General features: G+C 30.7%; 11 protein-coding genes. 10 read left to right on the top strand and 1 reads right to left on the bottom strand.

What is annotated here, in order from left to right:
• Nucleotides 1-42 precede the first annotated feature (42 nt).
• A complete protein-coding gene (locus QBK95_RS13065; protein WP_280934447.1) occupies nt 43-2,010 on the bottom strand; it encodes a NosD domain-containing protein in 1,968 nt (655 codons plus the stop codon).
• Nucleotides 2,011-2,562: 552 nt separating this feature from the next.
• On the opposite strand from QBK95_RS13065, the gene QBK95_RS13060 reads away from it, so the two are divergent.
• The 10 genes from QBK95_RS13060 to QBK95_RS13015 all read left to right on the top strand — a co-directional run bounded on the left by QBK95_RS13060 (nt 2,563) and on the right by QBK95_RS13015 (nt 13,604).
• Nucleotides 2,563-3,708 carry a glycosyltransferase family 4 protein gene (locus tag QBK95_RS13060; RefSeq protein ID WP_280934446.1) on the top strand — a complete coding sequence of 382 codons (1,146 nt, stop codon included), beginning with the start codon at nt 2,563-2,565 and terminating at the stop codon, nt 3,706-3,708.
• A 321-nt stretch (nt 3,709-4,029) separates the two neighbouring features.
• Nucleotides 4,030-4,635: a sugar transferase gene (locus QBK95_RS13055; RefSeq protein WP_280934444.1), complete on the top strand. Its 606-nt coding sequence runs from the start codon at nt 4,030-4,032 to the stop codon at nt 4,633-4,635.
• Nucleotides 4,636-4,652: 17 nt separating this feature from the next.
• Nucleotides 4,653-5,750, top strand: coding sequence for a hypothetical protein (locus QBK95_RS13050; protein ID WP_280934442.1), 1,098 nt, complete (start codon nt 4,653-4,655; stop codon nt 5,748-5,750).
• A gap of 9 nt (nt 5,751-5,759) precedes the next feature.
• Complete coding sequence (locus QBK95_RS13045) at nt 5,760-7,256, top strand: AMP-binding protein (RefSeq protein ID WP_280934440.1); 1,497 nt, start codon at nt 5,760-5,762, stop codon at nt 7,254-7,256.
• 20 nt (nt 7,257-7,276) lie between these two features.
• Nucleotides 7,277-7,522, top strand: a complete 246-nt coding sequence (locus tag QBK95_RS13040) for an acyl carrier protein (protein WP_280934437.1) — start codon at nt 7,277-7,279, stop codon at nt 7,520-7,522.
• A gap of 145 nt (nt 7,523-7,667) precedes the next feature.
• Entirely contained in the window at nt 7,668-8,336 is a 669-nt protein-coding gene (locus QBK95_RS13035; RefSeq protein WP_280934435.1) for an acetyltransferase, read from the top strand.
• Between the two features lie 79 nt (nt 8,337-8,415).
• Nucleotides 8,416-9,024, top strand: a complete 609-nt coding sequence (locus tag QBK95_RS13030; protein ID WP_280934433.1) for a sugar transferase — start codon at nt 8,416-8,418, stop codon at nt 9,022-9,024.
• Nucleotides 9,025-9,090: 66 nt separating this feature from the next.
• Complete coding sequence (locus tag QBK95_RS13025) at nt 9,091-11,331, top strand: NeuD/PglB/VioB family sugar acetyltransferase (RefSeq protein ID WP_280934430.1); 2,241 nt, start codon at nt 9,091-9,093, stop codon at nt 11,329-11,331.
• Nucleotides 11,332-11,352: 21 nt separating this feature from the next.
• The gene (locus QBK95_RS13020) at nt 11,353-12,456 is read left to right on the top strand and encodes a GNAT family N-acetyltransferase (protein WP_280934428.1); all 1,104 of its coding nucleotides are present in this window, start codon (nt 11,353-11,355) and stop codon (nt 12,454-12,456) included.
• Complete coding sequence (locus tag QBK95_RS13015) at nt 12,453-13,604, top strand: GNAT family N-acetyltransferase (protein WP_280934426.1); 1,152 nt, start codon at nt 12,453-12,455, stop codon at nt 13,602-13,604. Before QBK95_RS13020 ends, QBK95_RS13015 begins: the two co-directional genes overlap by 4 nt.
• Nucleotide 13,605 lies beyond the last annotated feature (1 nt).

Raw genomic sequence — 13,605 nt, 5'->3', positions numbered from 1 at the left:
GTACATTACTCGGGATTTTTTTAACTATATCGTATATAAGAATTAATTATTACAGGTATTGTTAGTGACATTAATATTTGTTCCTCCAGATTGTTGATCGATACAATCTAAATTATTTCCTATCACAGTGATGTTATTTGATAGAATACTTAAATCGCTACATCCTTCTCCAATAATAATCCCATCTTGTCCAGTAGATTCGATGGTGTTTTCTGAAGCAGTCATGTTTTTAGCATTTACAAATATGATTCCTTCTTTAGTTCTATTTCTCATAAAGTCAATTCCATTAGAACGACTAAACGTTCCAGAATTGGCGAAATCATTATTTTCTACAGTTACTTTATAGTTTGCAGCACTTGCATCTTCATTTACAGCAACAAACTTAACACTTTCACGACCAACGCTCACTACATTGTTGTTATAGATGTTTACATTTTCCATTGTAGTTAGGTTTCCGAAAATCGCAATACTGTTATCCTTCGAACTCGTAAAAGTATTATCGTAGATATTAAAGTTTTTGATATCTTTAGGTTGTATACCTACACCAAAATCTTCCAGAGTATTCCCGAAAATCTCAGTATCTCTTTGATATGCAGCAATACCAATGTTATAACCTCTTACCGTATTATTTGATACTTCATTATTGAAAGTTGTTTCAGAAGCAGGATGTCCAGTTGTAATACCAGCCCCAGTTGTATCATTAGGATCAGCAACTATAGTGTTCCCTCTAATTTTAATACCTGATGCTGCACCAATTCCTATAACACCTTCTGTTTGATTGTTTTCTATAATAACATCTTCACCAATTGCCATAATAAAAGCACCATATTTACTTCCTCTTTCTATATTATTACTAATGGTGATGTCATAAGCTCTTTCATAGTAGATGAATTCTCCATTTTCCAGACCTCTAAATGCTTCTACATCTAATGCAAAACCAGGAGCCATACCAATAGAACCAGGATTATCAACTCCTGCATTCAAGAAAGTGTTACCATCAACTAAGATATCATAACCATCAGTAATCGAAAGGTTGTTTCTTCTGTTATTGTCAAATACACAGTCTAGGACTCTTATATTATGTGATGGTTTATAGTCTGGTTGAAAAGTGAAACCTACTCCATTTATATCAAGTCCATCACCCGTTCCATCTACCATTCGTACTCCAGTAACAGTAACATTTGTTGCTCCGTGAATAATGAGTACCATACCAAATGCATGAGGTCCTTCTTGACTATTATCATCGTGCTGAGGACGATCTCCATGAAGATTACCACCTCGTACAATTACATTGCTAACCTCTCTAATACCTAGTAAACAATAGTTTTTACGTGAATTTGGGAATACTCTTAAATGAGTATTATCGGTCATGCTTAGAGTAAAATCCGAAGGCACATTAATAGATTCTACTGTAGGATAAAAGTTTTGGTTTGTAGTAGTACTGGTTACCTTACTTACTTCAAAATAAGCATCAAAATTGTTAATTTCAAACGTTGTTCCACCCATTCCTTTAATAAAAAGCATTAGGTTTTCTAGTTCCGTATTATTTTTCTGAGCTATTTCTGAAGTTGTAGTTCCTTGTTGAATATTATCCCATCTAGCAGGTGTAAACTTAAAAGTAGGTTCTTTAAGAGTAGCATTACCTTGTATAGTTAAATCCGAGTTTAAAATTCTTCCATCAATATATCCACTAGAGAATACTAGTGTACCGTTTTTGATATCTCCTCCATCAAAATCAAAATTCACATTGGCAGGAAGATTAATTGTTTCTCCTTTTAGATCTAAAATACAATTTATGTTCACTGTAGAATTCGCAGCGATCCCAGAAAGATCAAAGTCGCAAGGAGTATCTGTAGTCACAACCTCTTCATCCTCTTCTCCATCTGGATCAGGATCATTATCTGGATTTTCAATCCCATCAGGATCAATTTGGTCAATATTTTCAGTGCTGCATGATGTAAAACAAACAGTCAAAATGAAAAACAAGCAGTAGTAGGGTAATACTTTCATGTTTGGTAATTAATTTAGTTTGGTAATTAATTTAGTTTGGTAATTTATTTGGGTTTTATTGTATGCAAAAACGTAGTTTCATCGAAACTATTGTGTCTTATATCGAAAAAAAATGTTAAAATTTTAAAATCGTAAATAATTGATATATAAACACTTGAATTTTTACGGTAAACCCGTATTATAAATTAATTAAAATTAATAATTACTGAAAAAGAACGGTACTGTATTCACTAAACTCCTAATAATACATAGATACTGCTACAATGTGTTATAAGAACCGTATAAGAATTAAATCAAAAAAAATAATAATTATTGAAAAAATATGATTTTACTTACACGACTATAAGTTTTTTCCTACAAAAAATAATATTCCTTTTAGGCAATTTTTAATGATTGAAAAATATAATTTATTTTTTAATAATAGTTGTTTTATCGTAAATAGATTAAAAACCTTACAATAAAATAATATTGACTATAAAAAGAAGAGGATATATCTATATTTGCAACGAAATTAAAGGTAAGCAACTACATACATTTATTTAAGCTAAAATAATGACTAAAATTATTCGTGTCACTACTGTTCCAATCTCATTAGGTAAGTTATTAAAGGGACAGTTGAAATTTATGTCTCAACATTATGATGTAATAGGTATTTCTGGTAATGGAGGAGATGCATTAATAAAAATATCAGAAGAAGAAGGCGTAAGAGTTATACCTGTAGAGATGACCCGTAAAATAACACCGATACAAGATTTAAAAGCTGTCTATAAGCTGTATAAGATTTTTAAAAAAGAAAAACCTGAGATTGTACATAGTCATACTCCTAAAGCAGGTACGTTATCCATGCTGGCGGCAAAATTAGCTGGAGTACCATATCGTTTACATACCATTGCTGGGTTACCGCTTCTTGAAGCAAAAGGAGCAAAAAGAATATTGTTGGATACTGTAGAAAAAGCAACATATGCTTGTGCCACCAAGATTTACCCTAATTCTTTTGGACTTAATGATATTATTATCAAAAATAAATATACCAAACCAAAAAAATTAAAAGTAATTGCGAATGGAAGTTCTAATGGGATAGATACTTCGCATTTTGATCCTATGAAATATGATGAAAAGGATAATGTAGCGTTACGAGAGTCATTAGGAATTATGCAAAACGATTTTGTTTTTGTGTTCGTAGGAAGATTTGTAAAAGATAAAGGAATCAATGAATTGGTAAAAGCTTATAAAAAAATACAAGCGCAGCATAATAATGCCAAATTATTGTTGGTTGGTACCTATGAAAAAGATCTAGATCCATTGTTACCAGAGACAGAAAAAGAAATTGATAATAATCCAGATATTATTTCTGTTGGTTGGCAACATGATGTTAGACCATATTTTGCGATATCAGATGCGTTAACTTTTCCCAGTTATAGAGAAGGGTTTCCTAATGTTGTGATGCAGGCAGGTTCTATGGGATTGCCAAGTATCGTTACCAATATTAATGGATGTAATGAGATTGTAACAGAAAACGTAAATGGTACAATAATTCCAGTAAAAGATGCAGAAGCATTGTATGAGTCTATGAATAAGTTTATTGCTGATGAGGATTATAGACAACAGCTTTCGAATAACGCAAGAACAGTGATATGTAAGAATTATGAAAGAGAACATGTTTGGAAGGAATTGCTTAAAGAATATCAGCAATTATAATACATTATGCTTTCTTAGAACTTAATGTAAAAAAGTCAACTAAATTGATTAATAATCTAAATTATACATTGTATATTTGTTCATAATCCATTATGTAGGATTATAATCTATGTTGCCCAAGCATAGTAATTGATTCCCCCTCATTTTATGTATTTATATTTGATCTATGTCATTGTGATATGGATGTTTAATTATTGTTAGTGTTATCAATAATTATAGTATAGTTTGTAATTCTTTTATTTCACTTTTAAGTAAATGGTTTATACATTTGCTGGTCAAATAAATGAGTTTCGTTTAGTACTATTTTAAATTTTAAAAAAGGTGTATAAGTTACTGTTTAAAAGGGTTTTAGATTTTAGTGTATCACTAATTTTGTTGATAGCAATTTCGCCTGTGTTTATTTTATTGACACTTTTTCTTGCAGTTGCAAATAGGGGTAAGCCTTTTTTTATACAGAAGAGACCTGGTAAATCAGAAAAGGTTTTTAGAATCATTAAGTTTAAAACCATGAATGATCTTAAAGATACACAAGGTAATTTGCTACCAGACAAAGATAGGATGACAACTGTCGGGACATTTGTAAGAAAGACATCATTAGACGAAATTCCCCAATTGATTAATGTGTTAAAAGGAGATATGTCATTAATAGGGCCTCGCCCATTAATAATTGAATATTTACCTATATATAACGAGGTGCAGAAAAAAAGACATAATGTAAGACCCGGAATTACGGGTTGGGCTCAAATTAATGGAAGAAATTCTATTACTTGGAAAAAAAAGTTCGAATATGATGTATGGTATGTCGAGAATTGTAATTTTCTGCTGGATATGAAGATATTTGGAATGACACTAAAAAAGGTTGTAAAAAAAGAAGATGTTAACCTATCGGCGTTACAAACATCAGAATATTTTAATGGTACAAATTAGTTTTGTTAAGTAAATAAATGAGTAAAAATCTAGAAGTAATTGGCTTAACAAAAAAAATGTTAAGTGAAGCAATTGATCAAAATACATATTGGAAAGAAGGTCTTGCTCCATTACCTAAAAGTAAAGCACTATGGCTTGTTTCTAACAACCGAATAAAGGATGATGATTATTGTGGTGTTATTGGTTATGAAGATAAAAAAATGATATCATTCATTTTCATGTTCCCAGATCTATTAAATAACGGAGATAATGCAATAAACAATGTGTATTGGATGATTTCGTGGTGGGTGGATCGTGCATATAAAAATACAGTATTAGGAACCTATATATACAATGAAGCTGTAAACCTGGCTGGTAAACAAGTTCTCATTAAATCCTATGCAGAAAATGTAACTGCTTTTTACGAAAAACAACCTTTTACCGTAATAACCTCAAGATTAAGGCATACTATTTTTTGCAGTTTAGATGCAACTATGCTTATTGGTAGATTTCGTTTTTTAAAATCTTTTAAATTTATCTTAGATGGAATTGATCAATTCAGTTATTGGATTATAAAATCAATTAATAAATCTCAGTTTAAGAAAAAGACAAAAGAATTAACATATGATTATATCAATCAGATTGACGACGAAACCTGGGAATTTATAAAACCTTTATGTAAAAATGATCTTATACATAAAACAAAGGAATATGTAAATTGGCAAATAGACGGCAAACAATATACACAGATCCCAATACAAGCCAAGCACCCACATAAATCTCTACAAACTGGTACGAGTAATAACATTTATATTCATAATTTAAAAATAATGATGAATGATAAAATTATAGGCTTTGTATCTTATGTAATAAATTATAATGAATTTAATGTCAAGTATTTTCTGGTAGAAGAGGAGAAAAACTATGATATATGTGTTGCTGCCTTGATGGAGAATCTTTTCCAGACCAAACGAAAATTTATATTCACAGATGATACTAAATTATCAGATAGTATCACTAAAAAGTATCGCGTGATTTTTACCCATAAGGTCACTAAAAAAGGGTTATCTCATGATGAAACGAAATTAGATTTTCAAAATGCGAATATGTTAAATAGAGACGGACATTTTTATTAACCTAATGATATGGAGTTTGTAAGAAAAATACAAGAATCAATAGCGAAACATCCAGATAATAATGTACTCTGCATAAAGGGAGTATTTTATTCGTATAGAGATTTTGCACTCGAAATATCGAAAATTCGTTTAGCAATTAAAAGTACTATTGAAGAATCAGAAAAATTAGTAGGACTTGTTACGAATGATGATATCCAAACCTATGCTAGTATAGTGGCTTTGTGGTTAGAAGGGAAAGCATATGTACCTGTAAACCCAGAAGTTCCGTTAGAAAGAAACAGAAAGGTTTTTGAATTAACCGCTGCTAAGTATGTCATCGATTCATCCGAGGTTTCTGTATATGATGAATACACAGTGATTGCCTCTGCATTACTTGAAGATACAGAAATTAATTTGACCCCAAAAGAACTACAAGGTGATCAAATAGCATATATTTTATTTACTTCAGGAACTACAGGGTTACCTAAAGGAGTTCCCATTACCTTTGAAAACATTCAAGGATTGGTAGATGCAGTCGATGCAGAACCTGAATTTAATTTGGTTCCATCAGATCGATGTCTTCAAATGTTTGAACTTACATTTGATTTTTCTGTAGTTACTTATTTGTTTCCATTATTGGCTGGTTCTTGTATGTATACAATTCCTAAAGGAGCAATTAAGTATTTCTATATTTTTAAATTAATCAAAGAACAGAAACTTACTGTTCTTACGATGGTTCCATCCATTATAAATTATCTAAGACCGTATTTTCCAGAAATAAATGCTCCCGACGTAAGATATTGTAGCTTTGGAGGAGGAGCATTACATAGTGATATCGCCAAGGAATGGAGTGAATGTCTTCCTAATTGTAAAATATTTAATTATTACGGACCAACTGAATTTACTGTATATAGTGGCTTTTATCCTTATCATAAAGATACAAATCATAAAGCTCATAATGGTATTATTGCAATTGGAACCCCTCAAAAAGGAGTATCTTATTTGATCGTTGATGAAGATAATAACGAAGTACCTTTGCTTACTACAGGAGAGTTATGTCTTGGAGGTGTGCAGGTGACACCTGGGTATTGGAAAAATGAAGAACGAAATGCGCAAAGCTTTTTTACCAGAAAAGAAAATGGTATTAATGTGAGATATTATAAAACTGGAGATCTCTGTTTCAAAGACCAAGAAGGGGATTTTCTATATGTCGGAAGAGCAGATTTTCAAGTAAAAATTAGAGGATATCGCGTAGAGTTAGCAGAAATAGAATTTCATGCAATGACAAAATCAGATAAAAAAGTTAGCATGATAGCTCTTGATATCACTAACAGTCTTGGAAACGCGGAGTTAGGATTGGCTATTGAATCAGAGGAATTTGATACAGAGGAAATTTTTGATTATATGAAAGCTAAAATGCCAGCATATATGATACCAATGCACGTTAGATTTGTGAAAGAGTTTCCACACAGTATAAATGGGAAAGTTAATAGAAAAGAATTGAAGAGATATTTTGAAATACATTAAACAACTAAAAGAACCAATTGATGAATAGAGAAGAAATTTTATCTAAAGTAAAAGCGTCCTTTGTATCAGTATTAGAACATGAAAATTTTCAACTTAATGATACTACCACTGCAGATGATGTAGATGGTTGGGAGTCAATAACACATATGATGATTATAGGAGAAGTGGAGAAAGCATTTGATATAAAATTTAAGCTTATGGACTTGATGAACATGAATAATGTAGGAGACTTACTTAATACAATTCAGTCTGAATTGTCATCATAAAAAACTCCAATTTGCTCAAAAATAGTGACATATTATTGTAATATGTCTTCTTAAGTTAGTTTGTAAAAAAAGGAAATATATCGAAACAAAATTAGTCGTCATTATATAATTATTTAACTTGTTAGTAATTATAAAAAAAATCTGAATGAATAAAGTTCTAGTTATTGGTGCATCGGGTCACGCTAAAGTAATTATCGAAGCCATCGAATTAAATAAAAATTATGAAATTCATGGTTTGATAGATTCTTTTAAACCAAAAGGACAAAAACTAAGTGGTTACGAGGTTTTAGGTACAGAAGATGAAATTTCTGAGATAGCCAATCAAGGGATTACCAAAGGAATTATTGCTATTGGAGATAATTTCACTAGACACTTGATGTATAGAAAAATAATAGAATTAGTACCAGATTTTGAATTTATTACTGTAATTCATCCTTCAGCGGTTATTAGTCCAAGTGTTAGAATAGGGAAAGGTACAGTGATATTAGCATCGGCGACAATTAATATAGATACAGTAGTAGGAGATTTTTGTATTATAAATACCTATGCAAGTTTCGGGCATGATGGCATCATGAGCGATTTTTCGAGTCTTGCTCCTGGAGTAAATATAGGAGGTAATGTAGAGATCGATTTTTGTACTGCAATATGTTTAGGAGCAAACGTAATTCAGGGAGTTACGATAGGTAGACATTGTATTATTGGAGCTGGATCTCTAATATTAAATAACATTGTTGATTTTAAACTTGTATATGGAGTTCCTGGAAAAGAAATACGAACCATAAAAGAAGGAGAAAGTTATTTGCAAAAATCATAAAATGTAGTTCATCAGAATTCATGCAAATACTTAGAATAAATATTAGAAATTAAGCTAAATTAAAAGTATACTTATAATTATGTACAATCCGTATATAAAACGTTTATTAGATTTTATATGTTCTCTTTTGGGACTCCTATTGTTGTTTCCTGTTATTTTTATACTTGTTTTAGTTTTAATTGTGGTAAACAAAGGAGAACCTTTCTTTTTACAATTAAGACCTGGAAAGAATGGAGAGCTATTTAAAATTATTAAATTTAAAACAATGTCTGATTTGAAATCATCAGACAGTAAAGATAAAGAACATAATATTTCACGTATTACTAAAGCGGGAGCGTTTATAAGAAAATACTCTCTTGATGAAGTATTACAACTTATTAATGTGCTCAAAGGAGATATGAGCTTGGTAGGTCCGAGACCTTTATTAGTTGAATATTTACCTTTGTACAATGATATACAGAAAAAAAGACATGATGTTAGGCCTGGTATAACAGGTTGGGCACAGGTTAAAGGTAGAAATGCAATCAGTTGGAACCAAAAGTTCGAATATGATGTATGGTATGTAGAGCATTTAAGTTTTGTCTTGGATGTTAAAATTTTATTTTTAACCATATTAAAAGTAGTAAAAAAAGAAGGGGTGAATACAAACCAAAATATTACAATGCAGGCATGGAAAGGAAATGGCTAATTTGAATATGTATTCATAAAAAATTAAACAAAACCACAATCAACTTAAATTATAGAATTAAGCAAAATGAAAGTAACTGAAAAATCTAATAAAATAAGGATTTATGGTGCTGGAGGACATTCACAAGTCATACGAGAAGTATTAGAAGATAATGGTTATGAAGTAACTGAAACTTTTGATGATAAACCTTCGGGGCGACATTATGCTTCTAAAAATGTGACTTCTGGAGCACGTGAAAATTTAGCAGACTTTCCACATAAGGGACATCCAGTGATTATTGCAGTCGGAATTAATTCTGAAAGAGCAGAAATTGCAAGTTTTCTGAAATCTAAATTTGAAAAAGCAATACACCATTCTGCAACCATCGCTTCGAGTGCAAAAATAGGAGATGGAACTGTAGTTTTTGCTGGAGCAATTATTCAACCTAATACTGTAATTGGTAAGCATGTAATTGTTAATACAGGAGCAAGTATAGATCATGATAATATAATTGGTGATTATGCACATGTATCTCCTAAAGCAGCTTTATGTGGTCATGTAGAGGTTGGAGAAGGTTCACATGTAGGAGTAGGAGCGGTAGTAATACCAAAAGTGAAGATTGGTAAGTGGTGTACGATTGGTGCAGGATCAGTGGTGTTAAAAGATGTACCAGATTATTCGACAGTAGTTGGTAATCCTGGTAAGGTTATAAAAACGAAAATTCCAGAAATTCAATCCAATACCATGTCAAAATCATCAGATATTACATTTATCGGCTCGGGTATTTCTTCGTCTTTTACGATTTTACATTTTTTAGATCAAATCGAAAAAAATGAAACTCAGAAGAAAATCCAAATTAATATAATTGATAAATATCAAGAATTCCATACTGGTATACCTTATGGATCAAGATCTGGGTTTTCGGTACACTTGATAACATCATTAAAAAACTTTTTACCAGAACCAGAGTTAGGAAAGTTTATACAATGGCTTAATAATAATAAAAACTGGCTGATTAAGGAGCTTGAAAAAGATGGTGGTAGACTAGCCTTAGATTGGATTTCTACACATGTAGATAGGATTGAAAATAATGAATGGGAAGACCTTTTTATTCCTCGTCGTTTTTTTGGATGGTATATTAATGAGAAGGTTAAAAATAGACTAGAAGAATTTAGAATCAGTGGCAAAGTAGATGTTAAGTATACTGCTGAAGAAGTAGTTGATTTAGAAAAAGTAGAGAATTCATACACAATTTGTTTAAAAAACGGAGAAGTACTTTCTTCAGAAAAGGTTATTCTTTCTGTAGGATCGTTACCAGTGAATTATTTATGGAAAAAGGAAAGTTTGGTAGAAAAAAACAACATACTTTTTATTAACGATCCTTATAAACCAGAATTAAAACAAGTTTTAGAAAGGATTAAAGGATTTTTAAATAAAAGAAAAACTAAGAAAACCAATGTATTAATTGTAGGGGCAAATGCAAGTGGTCTTGAAATGATATATAAATTAAATGATGTTGAAGAAATAAGCTCACATATAAATAAGTTTTTGCTTCTTTCAACGCAAGGACTGCTGCCTGATGCTGTTATTGACAAGAAACGTCAAAAAGAATATACACCGTTTAATCTACAATCCTTAGTGGATCAGGATAATTTAACAGCTAAAACAATTGCCGATGCAACATTCAAAGATCTCGATTATGCAGAACAGATTAATCTAGGTGCAGCATCAACTGTAGAGATTATATCTAAAGCTTTTGGAACATTATTGGGTAAGCTAAATCAAGAAGAGCTTACAAAATTTGCTTGTTATTATGGTAACGAAATAGGAAGAAGACAACGTTGCGCAGGTTTTCATTATTCTAAAACAATAGATGCACTAAAAGAAGAACGTAGGTTTGATCATATTGCAGGAAGATTTAGTAATATCGAAGAAAATAGTGAGAACGAATATGAATTAGAATTTTTAGATACCGAGTCTGGTGTAAATAAAACTCTTGAGGATACAGTTCATATTGTAATTAATTGCATTGGTAGTACTAATTTATCCAATGCTGATATTCCCGAATTACTTAAAAATTTAATTGATAAAGGATATTGTAAACCCAATGATTCTAAAATTGGTTTTGCTGTTAATGACTCTTTAGAATCATACGAAAATTTACATATTGTAGGACCTTTACTAGCAGGAAATGTTTTTGATGGTAAAGCGGTTTGGCATGTAGAACATTGTGGAAGAATTATATGGTTATCCAAAATGCTATCCCAAAAAATTAATGATTATTACATAAAAAATAGTGAATTAAAGAAAACCCCTTTTAATAGCTAATAAATTTCCAATCTCTAATTAATGCTTGTACAATTGAAACAAAATTATAAACTATTAGTAAGGAGTCTTGATGATAGTTCTGATATTCTAAAGTATAAAGAACTCCTTCAGAAAGAATGGAATAATAATGTCTATTATTCTAGCGAGCATATTAAGCATTTTGAAAAAGATTCGGATAAACTGAAATATTTTTTATTTGAAAATGCTGATACTCCTATTGTTTTGATGCCTTTTGTTTATCGAGAAATAAAAATTAAGGGCAAAACGCAGCCTTATTATGATGTGGTAAGTCCATATGGTTATAGTGGACCTTTATATAATGAGAATGTATCTGCCGATGATGTCATTCAGTTTTGGAAACATGTGGATCAATGGTATTTAGAGAATGGAGTAGTGACAGAATTTATTCGTTTTAGTTTGAATAATAATTTTACTAATTATTCTGGGACTTTAATAGAATCACTGGCAAATGTAAAAGGCAATCTTCTAGGTGATTTTGAAGATCAATGGAAGGCGTTTTTGCCAAAAGTTAGAAACAATTATAGGAAAGCTGTAAATTATAATTTAGAATTTAAAGTGTTTCATAAACAGGAGATTACTAGAGATGTCATTACCATTTTTAATGATATCTATGTTAATACCATGAATCGCAATAATGCCGATAGCCTTTATTTTTTCTCTAATGAATATTTTGAAAATTTGATATTATCAAATTTGAATAACTTTTCAATTGCCATAGCGTATTATGAAGGAACCCCAATTTCAATCGAATTAATTATTAATTATCAGGATACTATTTTTGCATTTCTAGGAGGCACAAATGCAGAATATTTCAGCTATAGACCTAATGATTTTTTACGAGTAAAAATAATCGAATGGGCGATCGATAATAATGTGAAATACTATGTGCTAGGAGGAGGAATGAAGGATGGTGATGGATTGTATAAAAACAAAAAATCACTGTTTCCAAAAGATAAAGACGTGGTTTTTTGCACTGGTAGGAAAATAGTAAATGAGAAGGTGTATGATGAATTATGTACAGCTTTTGATGAAGAAAAATATAGAAGTATTGAGAAAGAAGATCTAAAGAATTATTTTTTCCCATTTTACAGATTAAGTAGATGAAAAAAGAACAAATAGATTACTTTTTTGAACTTTTCGAAAAAGGAACGATCCCAAAGCTGTTTCCAAAGGTCTACTCTTCAATTAATAAGGATACTATTCAGAATCCTGATTACGATCAAAATCTCATAGATAAGGCGGATCAAGTTTACTCGGTTTTCTTTATTCCGGATTATTTAAAACCTGAATTAAATAACGAAAAATTTACCGTTAAGACAGTAAGTCAGTTTTTTAAAGGATACGCAATTTTTTTGCAAGGATTTAGCAGTGCTGATGCTTATATCAAAAAACGTTTTAGAAGTAATGCCAAAGGTATTCGTAGAAGAATTAAAAGACTAGAATCTTGTTTCTCTATAACATATAAAACATATTATGGAGCGATAGAAGAAGAAATGTATACTTCATTAATGGATTCTTTAGAAAAGATGCTAGTTAAAAGATTTGAACAACGAAATGATGTTAGTCAAAGTCTTTTGAGATGGGATCATTACAAGAATCTGTATTTTTCTTTGATTAATGAGAAAAGAGCCTCTTTATTTGTAGTATATGAAGATGGAATACCTATTGTAATATCTCTAAATCATCATTTTAGTGGTAAATTATTTAGTGCTATTTCATCGTATGATATAGATTACTCCAAATTTAGTTTAGGAAGTGTAGAAATATACAAAAAACTAGATTGGTGTATTGCTAATGATCATCAGTCGTATGAAATGGGAATGGGTGATCTTAGTTATAAACGAGAGTGGAGTAATCATATTTATAATTTTGAACATCAAATCATTTACCCTAAGAAATCTTTTGTTGGATTTGTAAAAGGTACTATAGAATATTTAAAAGTACAGTTAAAAGAGTTTGTGTATAAAACTGCTTATGTTCGGTACAAAAAATATAAAGCCAAAAGAAAAGAGAATAATGAACAGGCAGTATTAGAGCCCAAAGTATTTCCGATAGAAGAAAGACGATACGATGATTCGGGAACCTTGGTAGATTATACTATCGAGCCTAATACATTCCTTAGAAAATTAGTGTTCGATTTTTTATATACAAGTATAGATCATATTGCTAATGTTAAAGTAGTAGAAATCTCCCAAGAGCCAAAGACTTATTTAATTCTTGGTCAGTCAAAAATGCAAAAGATAACCTTATAAT

Origin of the sequence: Aquimarina mycalae (assembly GCF_029906345.1) — a bacterium.
In the GTDB taxonomy this organism is placed as follows: Bacteria; Bacteroidota; Bacteroidia; order Flavobacteriales; family Flavobacteriaceae; genus Aquimarina.
This window is presented reverse-complemented; position numbering and strand designations above follow the sequence as displayed.

Bases quoted from the DNA above. Each gene is read 5' to 3' on its own strand.
- QBK95_RS13065 (WP_280934447.1), bottom strand. From the start codon at position 2,010: ATGAAAGTATTACCCTACTACTGCTTGTTTTTCATTTTGACTGTTTGT.
- QBK95_RS13060 (WP_280934446.1), top strand. From the start codon at position 2,563: ATGACTAAAATTATTCGTGTCACTACTGTTCCAATCTCATTAGGTAAG.
- QBK95_RS13050 (WP_280934442.1), top strand. From the start codon at position 4,653: ATGAGTAAAAATCTAGAAGTAATTGGCTTAACAAAAAAAATGTTAAGT.
- QBK95_RS13045 (WP_280934440.1), top strand. From the start codon at position 5,760: ATGGAGTTTGTAAGAAAAATACAAGAATCAATAGCGAAACATCCAGAT.
- QBK95_RS13040 (WP_280934437.1), top strand. From the start codon at position 7,277: ATGAATAGAGAAGAAATTTTATCTAAAGTAAAAGCGTCCTTTGTATCA.
- QBK95_RS13035 (WP_280934435.1), top strand. From the start codon at position 7,668: ATGAATAAAGTTCTAGTTATTGGTGCATCGGGTCACGCTAAAGTAATT.
- QBK95_RS13030 (WP_280934433.1), top strand. From the start codon at position 8,416: ATGTACAATCCGTATATAAAACGTTTATTAGATTTTATATGTTCTCTT.
- QBK95_RS13025 (WP_280934430.1), top strand. From the start codon at position 9,091: ATGAAAGTAACTGAAAAATCTAATAAAATAAGGATTTATGGTGCTGGA.
- QBK95_RS13020 (WP_280934428.1), top strand. From the start codon at position 11,353: ATGCTTGTACAATTGAAACAAAATTATAAACTATTAGTAAGGAGTCTT.
- QBK95_RS13015 (WP_280934426.1), top strand. From the start codon at position 12,453: ATGAAAAAAGAACAAATAGATTACTTTTTTGAACTTTTCGAAAAAGGA.